This window comes from Rhizobium sp. BK529, from assembly GCF_014194105.1.
In the GTDB taxonomy this organism is placed as follows: domain Bacteria; phylum Pseudomonadota; class Alphaproteobacteria; order Rhizobiales; family Rhizobiaceae; genus Rhizobium.
The window spans coordinates 1,773,178-1,792,886 of the sequence record NZ_JACIAU010000001.1 but is presented as its reverse complement, the minus strand read 5'-3'; the positions used below and the strand labels follow the sequence as shown (position 1 = coordinate 1,792,886).

At 57.7% G+C, this 19,709-nt stretch carries 19 protein-coding genes and 2 tRNA genes; 11 read left to right on the top strand and 10 right to left on the bottom strand.

Annotated elements, in window-relative coordinates:
* The first annotated feature begins 85 nt into the window (after nucleotides 1-85).
* On the top strand, nucleotides 86-745 hold the full coding sequence (locus FHX08_RS09045; protein WP_132651293.1) for a peroxiredoxin: 660 nt from the start codon (nucleotides 86-88) through the stop codon (nucleotides 743-745).
* Between the two features lie 285 nt (nucleotides 746-1,030).
* On the opposite strand, the gene FHX08_RS09040 is transcribed toward FHX08_RS09045, so the two are convergent.
* The 6 genes from FHX08_RS09040 to FHX08_RS09020 form a co-directional block, all read right to left on the bottom strand.
* Nucleotides 1,031-1,573 (bottom strand): nuclear transport factor 2 family protein, encoded by a 543-nt coding sequence (locus FHX08_RS09040; protein WP_132651294.1) that lies wholly within the window; start codon nucleotides 1,571-1,573, stop codon nucleotides 1,031-1,033.
* A 75-nt stretch (nucleotides 1,574-1,648) separates the two neighbouring features.
* Complete coding sequence (locus FHX08_RS09035; RefSeq protein WP_132651295.1) at nucleotides 1,649-2,452, bottom strand: SDR family oxidoreductase; 804 nt, start codon at nucleotides 2,450-2,452, stop codon at nucleotides 1,649-1,651.
* A gap of 41 nt (nucleotides 2,453-2,493) precedes the next feature.
* A complete protein-coding gene (locus FHX08_RS09030; protein WP_132651296.1) occupies nucleotides 2,494-2,895 on the bottom strand; it encodes a heme-binding protein in 402 nt (133 codons plus the stop codon).
* Between the two features lie 165 nt (nucleotides 2,896-3,060).
* Nucleotides 3,061-3,948 carry a helix-turn-helix domain-containing protein gene (locus FHX08_RS09025; RefSeq protein ID WP_132651297.1) on the bottom strand — a complete coding sequence of 296 codons (888 nt, stop codon included), beginning with the start codon at nucleotides 3,946-3,948 and terminating at the stop codon, nucleotides 3,061-3,063.
* 413 nt (nucleotides 3,949-4,361) lie between these two features.
* Entirely contained in the window at nucleotides 4,362-4,589 is a 228-nt protein-coding gene (locus FHX08_RS31405; RefSeq protein WP_132651298.1) for a hypothetical protein, read from the bottom strand.
* Between the two features lie 312 nt (nucleotides 4,590-4,901).
* A tRNA-Asn gene (locus FHX08_RS09020) sits at nucleotides 4,902-4,976 on the bottom strand.
* 118 nt (nucleotides 4,977-5,094) lie between these two features.
* Between FHX08_RS09020 and FHX08_RS31400 the strand changes: the two genes are divergently transcribed.
* Nucleotides 5,095-5,388, top strand: coding sequence for a hypothetical protein (locus tag FHX08_RS31400; RefSeq protein ID WP_132651299.1), 294 nt, complete (start codon nucleotides 5,095-5,097; stop codon nucleotides 5,386-5,388).
* A gap of 87 nt (nucleotides 5,389-5,475) precedes the next feature.
* Here FHX08_RS31400 and FHX08_RS09015 read toward each other — a convergent pair whose 3' ends face one another.
* Entirely contained in the window at nucleotides 5,476-5,865 is a 390-nt protein-coding gene (locus tag FHX08_RS09015) for a KTSC domain-containing protein (RefSeq protein ID WP_132651300.1), read from the bottom strand.
* Nucleotides 5,866-6,313: 448 nt separating this feature from the next.
* Between FHX08_RS09015 and FHX08_RS09010 the strand changes: the two genes are divergently transcribed.
* Nucleotides 6,314-6,387: transfer RNA gene (locus FHX08_RS09010), tRNA-Cys, on the top strand.
* A gap of 69 nt (nucleotides 6,388-6,456) precedes the next feature.
* Here the strand turns inward: FHX08_RS09010 and FHX08_RS09005 are convergent.
* Nucleotides 6,457-6,747 (bottom strand): hypothetical protein, encoded by a 291-nt coding sequence (locus FHX08_RS09005; protein WP_132651301.1) that lies wholly within the window; start codon nucleotides 6,745-6,747, stop codon nucleotides 6,457-6,459.
* Between the two features lie 434 nt (nucleotides 6,748-7,181).
* Between FHX08_RS09005 and FHX08_RS09000 the strand changes: the two genes are divergently transcribed.
* From FHX08_RS09000 to exoR, 6 genes are all read left to right on the top strand, one after another.
* On the top strand, nucleotides 7,182-7,847 hold the full coding sequence (locus tag FHX08_RS09000; protein ID WP_184327088.1) for a protein-L-isoaspartate O-methyltransferase family protein: 666 nt from the start codon (nucleotides 7,182-7,184) through the stop codon (nucleotides 7,845-7,847).
* 232 nt (nucleotides 7,848-8,079) lie between these two features.
* On the top strand, nucleotides 8,080-8,979 hold the full coding sequence (locus tag FHX08_RS08995) for a PopZ family protein (protein WP_184327087.1): 900 nt from the start codon (nucleotides 8,080-8,082) through the stop codon (nucleotides 8,977-8,979).
* Between the two features lie 119 nt (nucleotides 8,980-9,098).
* A complete protein-coding gene (locus FHX08_RS08990) occupies nucleotides 9,099-11,942 on the top strand; it encodes a valine--tRNA ligase (protein ID WP_132651303.1) in 2,844 nt (947 codons plus the stop codon).
* Nucleotides 11,943-12,330: 388 nt separating this feature from the next.
* Nucleotides 12,331-13,584, top strand: a complete 1,254-nt coding sequence (locus tag FHX08_RS08985; protein WP_132651304.1) for an OmpP1/FadL family transporter — start codon at nucleotides 12,331-12,333, stop codon at nucleotides 13,582-13,584.
* 231 nt (nucleotides 13,585-13,815) lie between these two features.
* Complete coding sequence (locus tag FHX08_RS31395) at nucleotides 13,816-14,280, top strand: hypothetical protein (protein WP_245508203.1); 465 nt, start codon at nucleotides 13,816-13,818, stop codon at nucleotides 14,278-14,280.
* 19 nt (nucleotides 14,281-14,299) lie between these two features.
* Nucleotides 14,300-15,103 (top strand): exopolysaccharide production regulator ExoR, encoded by an 804-nt coding sequence (exoR, locus tag FHX08_RS08975; RefSeq protein ID WP_132651305.1) that lies wholly within the window; start codon nucleotides 14,300-14,302, stop codon nucleotides 15,101-15,103.
* A gap of 74 nt (nucleotides 15,104-15,177) precedes the next feature.
* Here the strand turns inward: exoR and xth are convergent, their stop codons facing one another.
* Nucleotides 15,178-15,969: an exodeoxyribonuclease III gene (gene xth / locus FHX08_RS08970; RefSeq protein ID WP_132651306.1), complete on the bottom strand. Its 792-nt coding sequence runs from the start codon at nucleotides 15,967-15,969 to the stop codon at nucleotides 15,178-15,180.
* 124 nt (nucleotides 15,970-16,093) lie between these two features.
* Nucleotides 16,094-16,426, bottom strand: a complete 333-nt coding sequence (gene erpA / locus FHX08_RS08965) for an iron-sulfur cluster insertion protein ErpA (protein WP_132651307.1) — start codon at nucleotides 16,424-16,426, stop codon at nucleotides 16,094-16,096.
* Nucleotides 16,427-16,646: 220 nt separating this feature from the next.
* On the opposite strand from erpA, the gene FHX08_RS08960 reads away from it, so the two are divergent.
* Together FHX08_RS08960 and argS are read left to right on the top strand one after the other, a co-directional pair.
* The gene (locus tag FHX08_RS08960; protein WP_132651308.1) at nucleotides 16,647-17,864 is read left to right on the top strand and encodes a deoxyguanosinetriphosphate triphosphohydrolase; all 1,218 of its coding nucleotides are present in this window, start codon (nucleotides 16,647-16,649) and stop codon (nucleotides 17,862-17,864) included.
* Nucleotides 17,865-17,926: 62 nt separating this feature from the next.
* Entirely contained in the window at nucleotides 17,927-19,684 is a 1,758-nt protein-coding gene (gene argS / locus FHX08_RS08955; RefSeq protein WP_132651309.1) for an arginine--tRNA ligase, read from the top strand.
* Nucleotides 19,685-19,709 lie beyond the last annotated feature (25 nt).

The following is a 19,709-nucleotide window of genomic DNA, read 5'->3' as shown; positions in this document are numbered from 1 at the left end:
TGGGTAAGCACAGCTCTGTAGATAGTTGACAGCGCGCAGACTTGCCTGCGAGTGTTCAAATAACGCGCCAGCTGGAGGGCACACCATGAGCTTACGTATCAACGATATCGCTCCCGATTTCACCGCCGACACCACACAAGGCCCCATTCAGTTCCATGACTGGATAGGCAACGGCTGGGCCGTGCTCTTCTCGCATCCGAAGAACTTCACGCCGGTCTGCACGACCGAGCTTGGCACCATGGCTGGCCTCGAGGGCGAGTTCAAAAAGCGCGGTGTCAAGATCATCGGCATTTCCGTCGATCCAGTCGAAAGCCATGTTAAATGGAAAAACGACATCAGGACGGCGACCGGCTTCGACGTCGAATATCCGCTGATCGGCGACAAGGACCTCAAGGTCGCCAAGCTCTACGACATGCTGCCCGCCGGCGCTGGCGACAGCTCCGAAGGCCGCACGCCTGCCGACAACGCCACCGTGCGATCGGTCTTCGTCATCGGCCCGGACAAGAAGATCAAACTGATCCTCACTTACCCGATGACGACAGGTCGCAATTTCAATGAAATCCTGCGCGCCATCGATTCCATCCAGCTGACCGCCAAACACCAGGTTGCGACGCCGGCCAACTGGAACCAGGGCGACGATGTCATCATCACCGCAGCCGTCACCAACGAGGATGCGATTGCCCGCTTCGGTTCCTTTGATACGGTTCTGCCCTATCTCCGAAAGACCAAGCAGCCGTCTGCATGAGTTCGTTCCTGCGCTGATGCTATGATTGAATCAAAAGACGCCTCGGTTTCCGGGGCGTTTTTCGGCGCGCCGCTAAATCCATATTCGACCCGTACGGCTTTTTCATTCCCTGTTTGCTGGAAGTGATGCTTGCGTCGGCGAGACCGGCTGCGAAAAACGCAAATGCTGCAACACGCCGACCACGATGGTGATGATATCTGTAGGCAAGGTAATCTCCATTGATTCCCAATGGAGATTACGCCGTTTTTAATTCGTATCGTTCGAGCGAGATCAAGTTCTGCCGGCCTATTCAGACGGCGTCACGCGGGTCCAGAAATCGTTGAATGCGACCGAATCAAAGAAGGCCGAGGCTCGGATGATACGGTCGTCGCGCATGTCGAGGAACCAGGCGTAGGTATTGACGTAGGGTTTGCCGTCGCGGGCGATGCCGCGAGCGTCGAAAAAGACGATCACAGTGTCGCCGTCGGCATAGACGTTGCGGATCGCTGGCTTCAACGGCGCCTTCATGCGGGCATTGAACGGGCGGATCACCTCGCTCAGGAATGCCTCGCGGCTCGGGTAGGTTTTCGATGCCAGCGAATAACCTTCGATCGTCCAGCGGACATCGTCGGCGAGCAGGTCATAGGGGCTGCCTGTGCCGGCCGCCCAGGCTTCAAAGCCAGCCTCGACGGTCGCCTTGTTGCGGCGTTCGGTTTCGGTCGGCGTCTGCGACGCAGCGCGGGCTTCAAGCCCAAAAAGCGCGAGGATGGCGGCGGCGATGCCGAGGGTAGCGTTGAAGATGCGGCGGGCAGGAGATGCCGGGCTGCGGACGGTTGCGTTTGCGGTAATGGACTTGGCTTTCCTCCAGGAGTTGGATCGGTGTCACGGCACCCGGTGGTGGGGTGCCGTGCACGGTGCTCCGCTTCAGATCCGGTTTTCCCAGGCTTTCAGCTGGTGGTCCTTCAGCATGTCCTCGATGACCTTCGGAACGACGTTGCGGAACTTGCCGGTATCGGCAGGCACAATCTCGATCATCCGGTCGATCATTTCCTTCGGGTCCATCTTGCCTTCGGGAGTGGCGAAGAAGTCGTCGAAGCCCTTGCGCAGATCGGCTCGCTTGGTGAAGTTCTTACTGTCGTCCAGCCAGCGGAACGGATTATCGGCCATCGTCTCGTTATAGCCGGTGTAATAGGCGCCCGGATTGATCGTCTGGACCTTGATGCCGTAGGGGCCGAGTTCCTGCTGCAGCGCTTCTGCGATCGATTCCAGAGCGTGTTTGGTGGAGACATAGGTGCCCCAGTTGGCCGGGGTGAACAGGCCGCCCATCGACGAGGTGAAGACCACCTTGCCCTTCTTGCCCTGCCGCACCCATTTCTGCACGACGCCCTGGGTCAGCGTGAGCGGCAGGAAGAGGTTGACTTCGTAATTCTTGCGCACGAGCTCGACCGGAATTTCCCAGACCGGGCCGGCTTCACCCATACCGGCATTGTTCCACAGCACATCGAAGTCAAAGCCCTGCGCCTGTTTGATGTCGTAGGGATCGGTGAGGTCGAGGCGCTCGACGCGGAAATCCTTCAGGCCGAGGGCCGCAGCTTCTTCGCGCAGCGGCGTGACCTGCGACGAAACCTGCGTCGTCGCGATGATGTTATGGCCATTCTTGGCCATGCCGATGGCGGCCGCCTTGCCGAAGCCGGAGCCTGCGCCGGTGATGAGAATGGTCTTGGTCATAGTAACTTCCTTTCGATGTGCTTGGGGTTGAAAAAGGTCGTTCAGACCGCGAGGGCGGCCGCGGCAGCTTGGGCAATTTCGAGATCCTGAGCGACGGCTCCTCCGGACACGCCGACAGCCCCGATCACGATTTTGCGTCCATCGGTGAGAGGAATGCCGCCGGCAAAGACGACGAGGCCGCCATTGGTCTGCTCCAGGCCGAACGAAGTGCCGCCGGGTTTGCAGAATTCGCCGATTGTTTCGGTACGCATGGAAAACAGCGCAGCCGTCCGGGCCTTGCTGACGGCGATGTCGATGGAGCCGAGCAGGGCGCCATCCATGCGCACGAAAGCCTTCATGTGAGCGCCGGCATCGAGCACGGCGATATTGGCCGCAACGCCGATTTCTTTTGCCCGCGCCTCGCCTGCCGCGATCACGCTCCGGGCTTCTTCAGCGGTAATCATATCCCTGTCTCCTCCGTTCGTCCGGGGGCTCCCCCGTTCGGCGAGACAGGTGTAGGCCGTAAGGGGCGTTGCCGTATTTCCATCTCTTGCTGCACTATGCGCAGATCTTGCGCTCGGATGGACGCGCAGAGTGGATCGGCGAACGCGTCAGGAGGACGGATATCGCTAGGAGGTGAATAGCGTGCGGTACTGGCCAGGTGTCAGGCCGGTCATCTTGCGGAAGACGCGGGTGAAGTTGGCCTGCGAGCCGAAGCCTGTGTCGATAGCGATTTGTACAAGCGAAGACTGCGTGAGCCGCAGCTTCTGCTTAGCCGCCTCGACTCGTCGCTCGGTGACGTAGCGATGTGGGGCAAAGCCGGTGGCCGCGCGAAACACGCGGGAAAAGTGAAAGGGACTGAGGCAGGCCTCCGCTGCAAGATCATCGAGCGAGATTTCGGCCGCGATGCGCGCCTCTATGAAATCGAGGACGCGCCTCAGCCTTTTCGGATCGATGGTTGGCGTCCGCGTAGGCGGACGCCAGCGGACTGACGAATAGGTGCCGAGCAAATGCGCCGCCAGAGCCAGCTGGATCCCGTCGAGAAACATCCGGTCTGTCGCTTCGAGTTTTCGGTTCAGCACACCGCGAAAGAGCTCACCGAGCTGTAAAACCACCGGATCAGGAACTCCGCCTGCGTAGGCGAGGCGCACTCTCGCCGGATCGATGTCGAAATTCGAAAGCGCTGTCTCACCGACGAGTGACGGCGGCAGGAAGATGTGAAGGGACTCAGGCATGGTGCCAACGATTTCCACATCGCTCTCATTGACTCCCGCTGGACAGACCCATGCGATGCCCGGGCGGGCGATAGCCTCCCGACCGCGGCCGTCACCAGTCCACCTGATCTTCGACTGCCCGGAGAGGAGCACGGCTATTTCCGTGCATTCGAGTGTAAGGTCGATCTGCCAGCCCGGATCGAAACGCCGGAGCTCGACCTGCAGCCCCGAGCAGTCGACAAGCCCGCCCACTCGCTCACTGGTCCGATATTTTCTGTCCCCTTGCGATGCGTCGAAATCCATGTCGCATCCTCGCCTTGAAGATAGGCCTGAAAAATTTGAATTAATCAGTATCGGCGGCCGATTGCTGCCGCCACGCTGCATCAGCCTGAAGTTCTATAATGAATATTCTCCAGCGAAAGCTGTGGTTGCCAGGCGCTGGCATGCAGTCCGGATTTTGACAAAAAAAACCAAGCGAGTGCAAGTGTCGTAGCCCAAAGTGGTACTGCCAGCATCTTGGTGGCTTCAGCCCCTGCGGACAAGTGCTTCAACGTCACTGAAGGAAGTGCCAGGCGTCAGTGCTAGAGCACTTGAGGTCGCCGCATATCACCTGGTCGCCTTGTACCGAATAGTTTGGGAGGATAAGTCAACGCTCTAACAAATAAATTGAAGCGGCATTTGCCCGCAATAAGAGACCGGTCAAGCGATCAAGAGCGTCATGAATAGGCACCAAAAGCCAAGAGAAGTGCGCCGACTACTATGATCGCGAGGGCTTGCCAGTTTTGGGATATTCCTAGGAACCGGATGCCTTGGTGCCGCGGCTCTAGCGTGCTGCCGCCTCGGGACATTTGATGCGGCTCACTCGATCGTCGATGAAGCGTCGATGAAAAGAAAAAGAGTAGTCCGCCAATTATAAGAGCGGCACCGATCAAGACAGCCCACATCGTAGCCTCCGCTGGCGACAAGCCTTTGGGTTAAACCAGATTCGGACTTGTTGGTTCCGCCTTGGCCGAGGGCAGGTATCGGTACTGCTGCTCACGTAGCCGGACGCCAGGGCGGCCTGCCCCGAGTAATTGCCGTCGAAAAATCGGATGCCAGCGGCCTCAGGTGCAGGGTCGATGCCAGTAGATAGCGACCTAATGACTTATCTAGAGGAGCCAAGCCACGAAAAATGCGTTTCAAAAGCGGGATGGGAAGTGGGGAAGAAAGCGCCTGCTTCGGATTACTCAACGAAAACAGGCGCTTATCTGAGAAACTGGCTCCCCGGGCCGGATTCGAACCGGCGACCTGTCGATTAACAGTCGAATGCTCTACCGCTGAGCTACCAGGGATCACCGCTTGGCCGCGGCGTGAGCGGGGTAATACAAATGCTTTCCCGATTTGCCAAGCAGTTTTTTCAAAAAAATGAAATGAGCTTGTATTTGCGGCGCTTGCGCCCATCTCTTGTGGATGACTAGCAGGGAAAATAGGCCGAAAAAGGCCGGAAAAACGCATTTCGGGATCGATCACCAGCAGGGCAAGCTGGTTCTCGGCTCGTTGCGGATACCTATGCCGCGCTCGCGCATTGCACGCATGACAACCGGAACGCTGCTCATTTTCGGTGGCATTCTTGGCTTTTTGCCCGTTCTTGGCTTCTGGATGCTGCCGCTGGGCTTCCTCCTATTGTCGCACGACCTGCCGATCGCACGCAGATGGCGCCGACGTGCTGCCGTCTGGTGGCATCGCCGAAAGGACCCTGCCTGACGTCTTCAGAGAACGCCACAATCGCCAAGCCGGCGATGGGGCGTGCCGGCAGAATAACAGCGACCGGTCGTCCGGCATTTTGGTTCGTCACTGTGGAGAGACAACAGGGCCTTCGATAGAGGCAGGAGCGCCTGTTCCAGACGCCGTGATCTCAGACAGGTTGATTGGCAATTCGCCATTTTCCTCAAGTGCCGTTGCCGTGATCACGAGTGCGCCGATGATAAATATCAAGAGCTTCACCCTATGAGAACTGGAGGGGGCTTTCCTCCGCCAGCGGGATTGGACGCGCGACGGCTCCAGATAATACTTATAGTAAAATTCCGGATCGTCTGTTTCGACGAGATTGCCGTAGACATGAGGCAGCACCCCGTCATGCCGCACCGATCGGCCACCGGCAAATTTGATATGGAGGACTTGGGCTTCCGGGTCGTAGGATGCAGCCCGAATCTGTTTGGAATTCAAAGGCACCCAGTTCATTTCCGCTCCTATCTCTCCCAGGAGGAGGATGGGATGACGATGCTGAAAGTCAAGGTAAGAATTTTTTGATAACGCTTCAGAAGAATTTCCGAATTATCTAATATATTTCAAGAGAAATCGTCGCCATCACCGCAAGCGACGCTTGAAGAATAGTATAGGTGATAGGCTGCATTTCGCCTATTGCACAATCTGGAGCGCCGGGAAGCCCGCTCGAGCGAATTTTAGCCTAATTTTTGTTTCGACCGGCTCGAATACTCGGCGGAACGGGCCTTTTGCCATCAGATACGAGGGCGGCTGCGTCGCCACCTTCGGCGCTCAATTGACCCTCATTTGTACGAGCCCGATGTGGCCAGAGTTTGAAATTACAGAAAATGTTTTTGGAAAGCCCTCTTGCGATTTCGTTGCGATCATTCTAAACGCTCGCCACGGCTAGGTTGATAGCCTGTGAGGCCTCGTGGCGGAGTGGTGACGCAGAGGACTGCAAATCCTTGTACCCCGGTTCAATTCCGGGCGAGGCCTCCAAAATTTCCCAACGACAGAGAATTCTGCCGCGCTTCTCAATAAGACGCCGCAGCGGCCTCGCAATTCTATTTACCAGATGCCGGGGAGCTGGGTGAAATCGAATTGGGCTGGGTTGATACCGATCAGAGAATACAGCGCCCGCAATCCGCCGCTACGCAGCCCCGCCAGATAGCCCGTATCGTCACTGGCCATTTCATTTTCTATCCGCACTTCAGGCCCGAGCAGTCGCTGCAGCGACTGGACTGAGATACGCGTGAAATTGCGGATGTCGCCGCTTTTGAATTTCACAAGCAGCAACCGCGCTTCCGGATTGTAGTGAAGCGCTTCAATGTCTGGCGAGTGAATGGCGAATGTTTGCATGCTGCCAACCTAGCGAAAGCCAGGGCTGGCGCAACAATATGGTTGATATAAAGTTAATGACGCAATCGATTGTCCCGCCTGATCCGACGCGGCAAGCCGGGATTTATGCGGACTGTGCGGTCCGTTCAGGTCTTCCTGCCGTCCAGCAGCCCGCAGCAGAATATGCCGACAAGCGCTGCGACGATGAAAAAGTCGAACAGCGTGAAATATTCCAGAACGGCAGACATGGCCTGCTCCTCCTCATTTCCTCCAATCACAATAATATCATGGAGTCCCTGTTTGTTCCACGCAGAAGTTGCAGCTTCCGCTTTTCACCTGTTGCATGCGGGGAGGGGTCTGCGGGATTCTTCAGGCGGCGCTCCGGCAAGCCTTGAAAGCATCCGTGCCGGCGATTAAGAGACGAGAGACAGAACCGCTTTCATCGGCGAGAGGATATGATGGATTTCGAAGCAGCACGCGCAAAGATGGTCGACAACCAGATCCGCACCACGGACGTTACCTCGCATTCCGTGCTGACGGCCTTCCTTACCGTCCCGCGCGAGGCATTCGTCCCGGAAAAGGCGAAGGTGCTGGCCTATATCGACAATGATATCGAAATCGCACCGGCTTCTGCCGGAAATCCCGGCCGGTTCCTCATGGAGGCGTCTCCGCTCGCCAAGCTGCTGCAGCTTGCCGCCATCACCAAGGAAGATGCCGTTCTTGAAGTCGGTGCGGGCACGGGTTATGCCTCCGCGCTGCTGTCGCAGATCGCGGGCTCCGTCGTGGCGCTTGAATCGGACGAATCCCTCGCTGCTCAGGCCAAAGCAAATCTCGCTGGTTATCCCAATGTGCAGGTTGTGACCGGCGCGCTTGAAAAGGGCAATACCGCCGGCGCTCCGTATGATCTGATCTTCATCAACGGTTCGGTCGAAGAGGTCCCCGCGGCGCTGCTCAGCCAGTTGCAGGATGGCGGTCGCCTGGTCGCTGTACAGGGCTATGGCAATGCGGCCCGCGCCAAGGTCTTCGTCAGCGAGCGCGGTGCTGTTTCAGAAAACGTGTTCTTCAATGCTTCGGTCAAGCCGCTGCCCGGTTTCGCCAAAGCTCGCGAATTCGTATTTTAAGACGTTTCCACGGCGGTCTTATTGAGCGGGCGCCGTGGGCGCCCGTTTTTGTTTTCGGCAGTCAAAAAAGCCTTCACAGACTTCGCTTACACTTGGGTAACAAAACTGTGCATGGCTGCATTTGTTTGATTCGCGCTGATTTTTTTCCCCCTTGGGGTATTCTAAGGTCAGGGTGATTCGGATGCATGCTCCACGCCGTCCGGTCGTTGTTTAAGGGATAACGGGGATAGATATGGCTCAGCCAGGTGTAGCGCGTGAACCGTCCATGGAAGAGATACTGGCCTCCATTCGCCAGATCATCGAAAGCAATGAGCCAGGCGCTGGAAAGGCGATCTCCGCTTCGCTTCCTCCCGTTTACGGTGCGGAAGAAGAAAATGACTCTGAAATCCATCTAACGGTTGACGACGCCTATGCTGGTGTCGAGTTTCCGGAGCCGCCCGCACTGCGTCCCGATCCGCGATTTGTCGCTGCAAATTCTGCCGGAACGGCGCCTGAGCCGGAAATGCCAGCCCGTGCCATGTCGCTTGCCGATGTCGCAGCCCGAGTCCGCGCTGCTTCCGAGCGTAGCACAGTCCAGGCCGGTCAGGCTCTCCATGAGATACCCCAGCAGTTCCGTGAGCCGCAGCCGCAATTCGAGCGTCAGTCGGCCTACGAAGCGCCGCGCGCAGCTGCCGCCCCGCGCCCGGTCGAGCCGGCTCACGCTCCCCGCGTTGCCCCGATTGCTCCCGTCGCCCAATACGAATATGCACCGGAGTCTGCCCCGGTCTTTGCGGAGCCACGCCTGCCCGAGGTTCCGCAGCCTGAAATCATCGAGGAGGCGCCTGCGCTTCCCGTTGTCGAGAAGCGCGTCGAGCCGGTATCTTTCGAGCCTGCCGAACTTGCGCCTGCGCGCGTCGCAGAAGAGGTTCAGCCGTCGCTTCTGTCACAAAACACAGGCCTGCAGGTCGCCCGCTCTTTTGAAGAGCTTGCTGCGGCCATCGATGGTGCCGCCGAGCGGCGCTCGCTCGATGAGATCGCCGAAGACATGCTGCGTCCTATGCTGCGCGAGTGGCTGGACGACAATCTGCCGACGCTCGTCGAACGCCTCGTGCGGGAGGAAATCGAACGGGTGGCGCGCGGCCCGCGCCGCTGATCGGAACCGCTTTTTCCAGACAAGAGCCGCTCCGGTCTCCGGGGCGGCTTTTTTATTGACTTGGCCGTAGCCATCCTATTTACAAAACGCCCATCCTCGAACCTCGAATTGGTCAGAAAATGCTCGAAAAGACCTACGATTCCGCCGCCGTCGAACCGAAAATCGCCGCGAAATGGGATGAGGCCGATGCCTTCCGCGCCGGCGCCAATGCAAAGCCGGGCGCCGAAAGCTTCACCATCGTCATTCCGCCGCCGAATGTCACCGGTTCGCTGCACATGGGCCACGCGCTCAACAATACGCTGCAGGACGTCATGGTGCGGTTCGAGCGCATGCGGGGCAAGGACGTGCTCTGGCAGCCGGGCATGGATCATGCCGGCATTGCCACGCAGATGGTCGTCGAGCGCAAGCTGATGGAGCAGCAGCTTCCCGGCCGCCGAGACATGGGCCGCGACGCCTTCATCGAAAAGGTCTGGGAGTGGAAGGGCGAATCGGGCGGCCTGATCTTCAATCAGCTGAAGCGTCTCGGCGCTTCCTGCGACTGGTCGCGTGAGCGCTTCACCATGGATGAGGGCTTGTCGCAGGCAGTACTCGAAGTCTTCGTCACGCTCTACAAGGAAGGGCTGATCTACAAGGACAAGCGCCTCGTCAACTGGGATCCCAAGCTCCTGACGGCGATCTCTGATCTTGAGGTCGAACAGCATGAGATCAAGGGCAATCTCTGGCACTTGCGCTATCCACTGGAGCCGGGAGTCACCTATCAGTATCCCATCGCTTTCGATGAAGAGGGCAAGCCGACCGAATGGGAAACCCGCGATTATCTGGTTGTCGCAACCACGCGTCCAGAGACGATGCTTGGCGACACCGGCGTTGCGGTCAATCCTGACGACGAGCGCTACAAGTCGATAGTTGGCAAGCATGTTATGCTGCCGATCGTCGGCCGCCGCATTCCGATCGTCGCTGATAACTACGCCGACCCCAATGCCGGTACCGGTGCTGTCAAGGTTACGCCTGCGCATGACTTCAACGACTTTGAAGTCGGTAAGCGGGCCGGCCTGCGCGCGATCAACATCATGAACATCGACGGTACAATCACCATCAAGGACAACGAAGATTTCCTCGAAGGACTCGATCATCCGGCCGCCCTGCACGGCGCCTGGGATCGCCTCGAAGGTCAAGATCGTTTCTATGCCCGCAAGATCATCGTCGAAATCTTCGAGGAAGCCGGCCTGCTCGACAAGATCGAGCCGCACAAGCACATGGTTCCGCATGGCGACCGTGGCGGCGTGCCGATCGAGCCGCGCTTGACCGAGCAATGGTACGTCGATGCCAAGACGCTGGCCGAGCCGGCGATCGCCTCCGTTCGCGAAGGCCGCACCAATTTCGTGCCGAAGAACTGGGAAAAGACCTATTACGAGTGGATGGAAAACATCCAGCCTTGGTGCGTCTCGCGCCAGCTCTGGTGGGGCCATCAGATCCCGGCCTGGTATGGTCCTGACGGTCAGGTCTTTGTCGAAAAGACCGAGGAAGAGGCGCTGCAGGCCGCCATTCAGCATTATCTCTCGCATGAAGGCCCGATGAAGGCCTTCGTTCAGGACAAGCTGGAGAATTTCCAGCCTGGAGAAATCCTGACGCGCGACGAAGACGTACTCGACACCTGGTTCTCTTCGGCCCTCTGGCCATTCTCGACGCTCGGCTGGCCAGACAAGACGCCGGAGCTCGAGCGCTACTATCCGACCAGCGTGCTCGTCACCGGCTTCGATATCATCTTCTTCTGGGTCGCCCGCATGATGATGATGTCGCTGCATTTCATGAAGGATGAAGAAGACAACCCGGTCGAGCCCTTCCACACCGTCTACGTCCATGCCCTGGTGCGCGACAAGAACGGGCAGAAGATGTCGAAGTCGAAGGGCAACGTCATCGACCCGCTCGAACTGATCGACGAATATGGTGCGGATGCGTTACGCTTCACGCTGGCGATCATGGCCGCACAGGGCCGTGACGTGAAGCTCGACCCGGCGCGCATCGCCGGTTACCGCAACTTTGGCACTAAGCTCTGGAACGCCACACGCTTTGCTGAAATGAACGGTGCCAAGAGCGATCCGCATTTCGTGCCGGAAGCCGCAGAGCTCACCATCAATCGCTGGATTCTGACGGAGCTTGCTCGAACGGAACGTGACGTTACGGAAGCTCTGGAAGCCTACCGCTTTAACGATGCCGCCAGTGCGCTCTATCGTTTCGTCTGGAACCAGTTTTGCGATTGGTATCTGGAGCTTCTGAAGCCGGTCTTCAGCGGTGAGGATGACGGCGCCAAGGCCGAAGCTCAGGCCTGCAGCGCCTACGTTCTGGAAGAGATCTACAAGCTGTTGCATCCCTTCATGCCCTTCATGACCGAGGAACTCTGGGCGCATACGGCGGGTGAGGGGGCAGAACGGGACGGTCTTCTCTGCCATGCCGAATGGCCGTCGCCCTCTTACGCCGACGATGCCTCGGCTGATGAGATCAATTGGCTGATCGACCTCGTTTCCGGCATCCGCTCTGTCCGCTCGGAAATGAACGTACCGCCGTCGGCCACCGCGCCGCTCGTAGTCGTTGGTGCCAACAGCCTGACCCGGGAACGGTTGTTCCGTCACGACGCAGCCATCAAGCGCCTAGCGCGTGTCGAGGCCATTTCGCTGGCGGAAACTGCACCGAAGGGTGCTGCCCAGATCATCGTCGCGGAGGCGACCGCCTGCCTGCCACTCGGTAATCTGATCGACCTTGCGGCGGAAAAGAGCCGTCTTGAAAAGGCGATCGCCAAGGCCGATGGCGAAATCGCGCGCATTGATGGCAAGCTGTCGAATGAGAGGTTCGTCGCCAATGCCAATCCGGAAGTGGTGGAAGCCGAGCGCGAACGCCACTCTGAACTGATGGGCCAGATCCAAAGTCTGAAGACTGCTTTAGCGCGAGTTAGCGAGGCGGGATAATCGCGGTTAACGGGTAAACCATCTCGAGGCGCGCTCCCATGGGGCGCGCCTTTTGCGTTCCAAAAGTATGATGATTCGTGAAAAATGAGCCGTTGTGGCAGCGCGGCCTGTGGATATCACCCGTTTGGAGGAGGTCAGACGCGAAAACTGCCACTGTTGTCAGTTTGATACAGCTTCTACCCTTGATGGAATGAGAATCTAATCGGCCCCTGAAAAATGACGGGTAGAAGAATAGAATTTTATCTATGTGATTTTTTGACGTGCCCGTCAATCATTTACGTAAATTAGCCATAACTCAACTTCGTGGCGCGCCGGGCCGTTTCGTTGCGATTTATTAAGTTCACTAGCACAGTGTGGTTAGATCAATTGCTGGAGTGGGGGAGACACGATGGCATCGCGTATGTTTTTCAAGGGCGTAACATCGCTCATCATTGTTTCGGCACTCGCTTCACCGTCCTTTGCAGGTGGTCTGGAGCGCGGCGGCTATAATATCGATCAGTTGTTTGATACGTCGCCATTTTCGTTTCAGTCGGGCGTCATCTATGTGATGCCGCAACGCAAGTTGAAGAACGCGCAGGACGTTGATCCCTCAAACGGATTGGGTAATAACGGCCTCGGCGGCGGCTCGACCTCTGCAGATGACACAGCCGACTACGCCATTCCTTATGTCGGGATCAAAGGCGGTTATGGGCCGGTGGACTGCCTTGTCGACTATTCACAGCCATTCGGCGGTCATTCCGATCCTGGCGCAGGCTGGGTTGGTGCACAGAACAACATCGAAACAAAAATTACCACTGACAACTACGGTGCAACCTGCTCCTACAGGTTTGATGTCGGTCAGGGTCAGTTGCGCATCATCGGCGGTGCGTTCTATCAGGAAGTGGAAGGCTTCAAGGAACGCTATGTCGTCAACCCGGCTCTCTTCGGTCTTCCCGGCAACGGAACCGGCCGCCTGGAACTGAGTGATGAAAGCTGGGGCTGGCGAGCAGGTGTCGCCTATGAGATCCCGGAATATGCCTTTCGCGCGAGCCTCGTCTATAATAGCCGTGTCGATTACGACAATTTGACCGGTACCGTCGATCTCCGTCAGGTTCCTGCCGCGCTCGTCCCGCTTTATGGTGGAGTCATTACCGATGTATCGGGTGCTGCCGAGGCTCCCGATTCCCTCGAGTTCAAGCTGCAATCAGGTATCGCTCCGGACTGGCTGGCATTCGGTTCGGTAAAATGGACGAACTGGAGCGTGCTGCAGTCCGTGCAATTCTGCCCGACCAATGCCCTCCTTCCATGCCCCGCAGGTGGTCTGGCTTCGCTGGATCTTCACTACCGTGATGGCTGGACGCTCACGGGGGGCGTTGGTCACAAGTTCAACGATCAGTGGGCCGGTGCCCTGAGCCTGACTTGGGATCGCGGCACAAGCCAAGGATACGGGTCTCAGACCGATAGCTGGACGATCGGTCTCGGCGCTGCCTACACTCCGACGGATAATATCGAATGGCGCGTGGCCGGCGCACTAGGCATTTTGACGAGCGGATCGTCCGGAACAGTTGTTTCCGATGGCATCACCTACGGCGACGATGTTCATTATTCCTTCGGCAACGATCTGGTTGCTGCGTTGTCGACTAGCATAAAGGTCAAGTTTTAATTCTCCAACTTGAAGAATTGAGGAACCCGGCAAGGCCGGGCTCTTCTTTGTCCGGCGTCATTAATCATTCCATCTTCTCGATCTCGTTTTGTGACGATTCAGCAACACTTTCTTACGACGGTTCGCATATGGTGTCTCCCGGGCGAATTTGTCCATTTCCCGCCACAAAGAGGGCGCAGCGATATTAGCGGGCGAGGAGATGACAAGCGTAGAGTGTGCGTAAGCAGTAGCATGGTTCGAATTTTTTCCGGTAACGCCAGACATTGCGACAGCAGGGGTGAAAAGCCAGCGGCAGCGACCGTTTTGCTTTCCGCCGAAGGCCTTTCCGGCCAGGAATCCGTATCCTCGGTAGTGTTGCAGATTCACGACTTTCGGTCATTTTCGTTCCCTCGGCATGACGCATTGTCCACTGCGGATGGTAGCGATACCGGTTTGGTCACATTTGCTGTTTACGAAGACGATAAAGGCGAACGGGCGGAGACCCGGGTCGCAGAGGGAGTACCGCAGGCATTGCATGCGGACCGTGTCGGAAGCCGGATGGTTCGCAAAGATGTGCTGGTTTTGAATAAGGGGCATGGGGCTGGAAGCGAAGCGGGTAAAGGGGCCATGGAGCCCGCCGCGGGATCGCTCGCCTGGAAGGAATGCATCCACGCGGGCAGAACGGCAAAAAAAGCCGCCGCCAGGCGTCTGGGATGAACGAAAGAAACCGGTAGAGATGGTAACGTCCGAGTTCAGATTGTTCAAATTCATGCTGGTCAGCATGTCGATGGCCGTTTCCCTGGCTTTAGCCTGTCCGGTCCTGGCATTCGATATCAAGACAGGCGTTACGAAGGAATCAGGACCCTTCGATCTCTTCAAATTCGGTTTCAAGGCATACAAGAACGGTCAGAAGGAAGAAGCGGTCGAGGCTTACAAATACGCCGCTGAAAAGGGCCATACCGGTTCGCGCTGGGCGCTCGCCAACATGTATGCCGACGGTGACGGCGTGGCGCAGGATGATTTCGAAGCCTTCAAGATCTACAGCGAGATCGCACAGCAGGGCGTGGAGCCTGGTTCGGAAGACACCGGCTTCTTCATCAATGCGCTACTGTCGCTTGCCAATTATTACAAGCACGGCATTGCCGGCAGCCCGGTGAAGATCGATCTCAATCAGGCCCGCCAGCTCTATTTCCAGGTTGCTTCCACGTTCGGCGTGCCCGAGGCGCAGTTCCAGCTTGCGCAGATGATGCTCGCAGGCGAGGGCGGCAGCGCCAACATCAATCAGGCCAAGAAATGGCTCAACCAGGCCCGCAAGAGTGGCCACCCCGGTGCCATGGCGGTGTTCGGCAACATCCTTTTCGATGAAGGCCAGTCTGCTCGCGGTCTTGCGCTGATGACGGCGGCTCTCGACCGTTGCAAGCCGAAGGATTGCAGTTGGATGCAGTCGCTGCAGGAAGATGCCTTCTCGGTCGCCAGCGAAGCGGATCGCCGCACGGCCATATCCTTGTCGCACTCCATCGCGACCGGTTCGGACGACTGAGCTTGCGGGCAACTCCAGCAAAAGTGCACAGCGCTTTTGCGTCCGAAATCTCGTAAAATCGAAACTCTTTGATCTCAGGCAGCGAAATCGAAGTGAGCCACGACAGGCACGTGGTCGGATGGTTTTTCCCAGGCGCGCACATGCTTTTCGATTGCCGCTGACGTCATGCGGTCGGCGGCTTCCGGCGACAGCATCAGATGGTCGATGCGGATACCATTGTTCTTCTGCCAGGCGCCAGCCTGATAGTCCCAGAAGGAATAGAGTGCCGTTGCATCGGTTGTAGAACGCACCGCGTCCACGAGCCCGAGATTTTCCAGCCGGCGGAAGGATGCACGTGTTTGCGGCAGGAACAGCGCGTCGCTTGCCCAGACCTTCGGGTCGAAGCAATCATGCGGCTCGGGAATGACGTTGTAGTCGCCGGCGAGAATAAAAATTTCCTCGAATTCGAGGCGTTCAACCGCGAATTTGCGCAGACGCTCCATCCAGGCGAGTTTGTAGGGATATTTTTCCGTTTCCGGTGGGTTGCCGTTTGGCAGATAGAGGCAGCAGACGCGGGCCACCTTATTGTCGGGCAGCGAGAACACGGCTTCGAGGAATCGCGCCTGCTCATCGAGCGGATCGCCCGGCAGTCCACGATTGACTTCGGATGGCGAGCTTTTGGAAAGAATGGCGACCCCGTTGAAGCCCTTCTGCCCATGCGTTTCCACATGGTAGCCCAGCGCCTCGATTTCGAGTCGCGGGAAGCCGTCGTCAACCGTCTTGATTTCCTGCAGGCAGACGATGTCAGGATTGGAATCCCTCAGCCATTGCGTGAGGTTGTCGATCCGCGCCTTGACGCCGTTGATGTTCCAGGTCGCGATCTTCATGGTTTCCATCCTGCTCACTGTCTTGACCGCTCTTGTATCGCGGTCCAGCGCTTGCGGACAAGACAGGAAACCGGTCGGAAGAAAATCTTCGACCGGTTATTATGTGGAAAGAAGGGACGTCGGATCAGATCGCGAAGCTGGTGCCGCAGCCGCAGCTTGCCACTGCATTCGGGTTCTTGATCTGGAAGGACTGGCCGAGCAAGTTGTCGACGAAATCGATCTCGGAGCCGGCCATATAGACCAGCGAGAGACTGTCGATCAGCACCTTGGCACTGTTTTTCTCAATGACGAGATCGTCGTCTGCGGCAGCATCCGCAAGATCGAACTTATAGGAAAAGCCGGAACAGCCGCCGCCTTCGACGGAGACGCGCAAGGCGCTCTTCCCGGGATCGCTGCCGACAATGGCGGCAATCCGCTTTGCCGCGGCATCGGAAACAGTTACATTCGCTTCAGTCATTTTTCCTCCTGCCGGGGTCAAGATCCGGAGAGAATCCATTTTAGACGTTTGATGTTCAAACGCATGATATCAAAGAGACTTATCATGTTCCTTCGGTAAAGAACAGGATCTAGCGAAGTGGCCGAAAAAGCGCCTCTTTGCCGTTTCTATGAGCTATAGGTATGAAGAGCGGAAGGCGGCGTCAATGGGCAAGGCCGCGAAGCGTTAGTGACGGTGAAGAATGACCTTCGACAGGCAGGCATTGGGTTTCGGCTATGGGGAACGAGCGGTCTATTCGGCGGACCCCTGGAATTCGCGTGGACGCCTCTATCCCGAGAGCGGCAGCCCGACACGCTCCGACTTCCAGCGAGACCGCGACCGCATCGTCCATACAACGGCTTTTCGCCGGCTGAAGCACAAGACGCAGGTCTTCATCGCCCAGGACGGCGACCATTACCGTACCCGCCTGACACACACGATCGAGGTGGCACAGATCGCGCGTGCACTTGCCCGCGCCTTGAAGATCGACGAGGACCTCGCCGAAGGTGTGGCGCTTGTCCACGATTTCGGCCATACACCCTTCGGCCATACCGGCGAGGATGCGCTGCACGAAGAGTTGCTGCCCTATGGCGGCTTCGACCACAACGCTCAATCCTTGCGCATCGTCACCAAACTCGAGCGGCGTTATGCCGAATTCGACGGCATTAACCTGACCTGGGAAAGCCTCGAAGGTCTCGTCAAGCACAATGGTCCGCTGTTGACAGCCGATGGCGTCGGCACGCGCGGGCCGGTACCGCAGCCGATCCTAGACTATTGCGAGTTGCACGATCTGGAGCTTGCGAGCTATGCAAGCCTGGAGGCCCAAGTGGCAGCGATCGCCGACGACATCGCTTACAATACGCATGATATCGATGACGGCCTGCGCTCGGGTTATCTGAATTTCGAAATGCTGGAGGAAATTCCGTTCCTCTCCGGGCTGATGGCCGAAGTGAGAGAGCGCTATCCGCATCTGGAGCCCAGCCGCTTCACGCATGAAATCATGCGCCGCCAGATTACACGCATGGTCGAGGACGTCATCGGCGTGGCGCAAAAGCGCCTCGCAGCACTGAAACCGCAGAGCGCCGACGATATCCGCAAAGCGGATCACGTGATCGCGACGTTTTCGGACGAGATGGCCGAAACCGACAGGCAGATCAAGGCGATGCTCTTCAAGCGTATCTATCGAAATCCCGACATCATGCGTATCCGCGCCGGTGCAGCCCAGATCGTCAAGGATCTCTTCGGTGCCTACATGGCCAATCCGAAGGAAATGCAAAGCCATTACTGGGTAGATCATATCGCCGGTCTGTCGGACGCACCGAAAGCGCGGCATGTGGGCGATTATCTGGCCGGCATGACAGACACCTATGCCATTAGTGCCCACAGGCGATTGTTTGACCACACTCCGGATTTGCGATAGGCAGCGGGCGCCCGGCAGCCGCCGGCAACCCTATTGGCACAGCCTGTGCATGGAAGAGTGCGATGAACCTTTTTACCGATTTTGAAGCCAGGATTAAAAACGCCCTTGAACAGCTCGATCTGGTCAAGGAAAAGCGATCCGAGCTCGATTTCGGCCGCATTGCTGTCGAGCCGCCGCGTGATGCGAGCCATGGTGATGTCGCGACCAACGCCGCCATGGTGCTTGCCAAGCCACTCGGTACCAATCCGCGTGCACTGGCTGAAATCATCATCGCCAAGCTGCAGGAAGACGTTGACGTCGCCGAGGTTTCGGTCGCCGGTCCGGGCTTCATCAATATCAGGCTTTCCGTCGGCTACTGGCAACGCCTGCTGGGCTCGATGATCCAGTCCGGCACCAACTATGGCCGTTCGGGTCTGGGGCAGGGGCGGAAGGTGAATGTCGAATATGTTTCGGCCAATCCGACCGGCCCGATGCACGTCGGCCATTGCCGTGGCGCCGTCGTCGGCGACGCGCTGGCGAACCTTCTTGCCTTTGCCGGCTACGATGTCGTCAAGGAGTACTACATCAACGACGCCGGCTCACAGATTGACGTGCTCGCGCGCTCGGTCTTCCTGCGCTACCGCGAAGCCCTGGGCGAGAAGATCGGCGAGATCCCGTCCGGCCTCTATCCCGGCGACTATCTGGTCCCAGTCGGCGAATCGCTTGCCTCGGAATATGGGGTGCGCCTTCACAATATGTCGGAAGAGCAGTGGATGCCGATCGTCAAAGATCGGGCCATCGAGATGATGATGGCGATGATCCGCGAGGATCTCGACGCCCTCAATGTTCATCATGACGTCTTTTTCTCCGAGCGCACGTTGCATGCCAACGGCGCGGCCGCGATCCGCACCGCCATCAATGACCTGACCTTCAAGGGCTATGTCTACAAGGGCACGCTGCCGCCGCCGAAGGGCCAGTTGCCCGAGGACTGGGAAGACCGCGAACAGACGCTCTTCCGTTCGACCGAGGTCGGTGACGATATCGATCGCGCGCTCATCAAGTCGGATGGCTCTTACACCTATTTCGCCGCCGACGTCGCCTACTTCAAGAACAAGTTCGACCGCCGCTTCGATGAGATGATCTACGTGCTTGGCGCCGACCATGGCGGCTACGTCAAGCGCCTCGAGGCGGTCGCGCGCGCTGTTTCTGACGGTAAGGCGAAGCTGACGGTGCTGCTTTGCCAGCTCGTCAAGCTTTACCGTGATGGCGAGCCGGTGAAGATGTCGAAGCGTTCGGGCGATTTTGTCACATTGCGCGATGTCGTCGAAGAAGTCGGACGTGATTCGGTCCGCTTCATGATGCTCTATCGCAAGAATTCCGAGCCGCTTGACTTCGATTTCGCCAAAGTAACGGAGCAGTCCAAAGATAATCCGGTCTTTTACGTGCAGTACGCCCACGCCCGCTGCATGTCTGTCTTCCGGCAGGCGAGGGAGGCGTTCCCCGATCTCGTGTCGACACCGGAGATTCTGGCACAATCCGTTGCAGGCATTACGGATTCGGCCGAATTGCAGCTAATCGCCAAGGCTGCGGAATTCCCGCGTATTGTTGAAAGTGCAGCCCAGTCTCAGGAGCCGCATCGTATCGCTTTTTACCTGTATGATCTTGCCAGCGCCTTCCATGCACACTGGAACAAAGGTAAAGATCAGACAGAATTACGATTTGTTAACGATAAGAACCGAGAATCGAGTATTGCCAGACTTGGGCTGGTGTACGCCGTCGCGTCGGTTTTGAAGTCGGGACTTGCCATTACAGGCACTGCCGCACCGGACGAAATGCGATAACGTCACCATTTCCCCACAATGCGCT

What these genes read in the sequence shown, in the direction of transcription:
- FHX08_RS08985 (WP_132651304.1), top strand. Translation starts at nt 12,331, where the DNA reads ATGGCATCGCGTATGTTTTTCAAGGGCGTAACATCGCTCATCATTGTT.
- FHX08_RS09005 (WP_132651301.1), bottom strand. Translation starts at nt 6,747, where the DNA reads ATGCAAACATTCGCCATTCACTCGCCAGACATTGAAGCGCTTCACTAC.
- FHX08_RS09000 (WP_184327088.1), top strand. Translation starts at nt 7,182, where the DNA reads ATGATGGATTTCGAAGCAGCACGCGCAAAGATGGTCGACAACCAGATC.
- xth (WP_132651306.1), bottom strand. Translation starts at nt 15,969, where the DNA reads ATGAAGATCGCGACCTGGAACATCAACGGCGTCAAGGCGCGGATCGAC.
- FHX08_RS31400 (WP_132651299.1), top strand. Translation starts at nt 5,095, where the DNA reads ATGACTAGCAGGGAAAATAGGCCGAAAAAGGCCGGAAAAACGCATTTC.
- FHX08_RS09030 (WP_132651296.1), bottom strand. Translation starts at nt 2,895, where the DNA reads ATGATTACCGCTGAAGAAGCCCGGAGCGTGATCGCGGCAGGCGAGGCG.
- argS (WP_132651309.1), top strand. Translation starts at nt 17,927, where the DNA reads ATGAACCTTTTTACCGATTTTGAAGCCAGGATTAAAAACGCCCTTGAA.
- FHX08_RS09035 (WP_132651295.1), bottom strand. Translation starts at nt 2,452, where the DNA reads ATGACCAAGACCATTCTCATCACCGGCGCAGGCTCCGGCTTCGGCAAG.
- FHX08_RS09015 (WP_132651300.1), bottom strand. Translation starts at nt 5,865, where the DNA reads ATGAACTGGGTGCCTTTGAATTCCAAACAGATTCGGGCTGCATCCTAC.
- FHX08_RS31395 (WP_245508203.1), top strand. Translation starts at nt 13,816, where the DNA reads ATGGTTCGAATTTTTTCCGGTAACGCCAGACATTGCGACAGCAGGGGT.
- exoR (WP_132651305.1), top strand. Translation starts at nt 14,300, where the DNA reads ATGGTAACGTCCGAGTTCAGATTGTTCAAATTCATGCTGGTCAGCATG.
- FHX08_RS09045 (WP_132651293.1), top strand. Translation starts at nt 86, where the DNA reads ATGAGCTTACGTATCAACGATATCGCTCCCGATTTCACCGCCGACACC.
- FHX08_RS08960 (WP_132651308.1), top strand. Translation starts at nt 16,647, where the DNA reads ATGACCTTCGACAGGCAGGCATTGGGTTTCGGCTATGGGGAACGAGCG.
- erpA (WP_132651307.1), bottom strand. Translation starts at nt 16,426, where the DNA reads ATGACTGAAGCGAATGTAACTGTTTCCGATGCCGCGGCAAAGCGGATT.
- FHX08_RS09025 (WP_132651297.1), bottom strand. Translation starts at nt 3,948, where the DNA reads ATGGATTTCGACGCATCGCAAGGGGACAGAAAATATCGGACCAGTGAG.
- FHX08_RS08995 (WP_184327087.1), top strand. Translation starts at nt 8,080, where the DNA reads ATGGCTCAGCCAGGTGTAGCGCGTGAACCGTCCATGGAAGAGATACTG.
- FHX08_RS08990 (WP_132651303.1), top strand. Translation starts at nt 9,099, where the DNA reads ATGCTCGAAAAGACCTACGATTCCGCCGCCGTCGAACCGAAAATCGCC.
- FHX08_RS31405 (WP_132651298.1), bottom strand. Translation starts at nt 4,589, where the DNA reads ATGTGGGCTGTCTTGATCGGTGCCGCTCTTATAATTGGCGGACTACTC.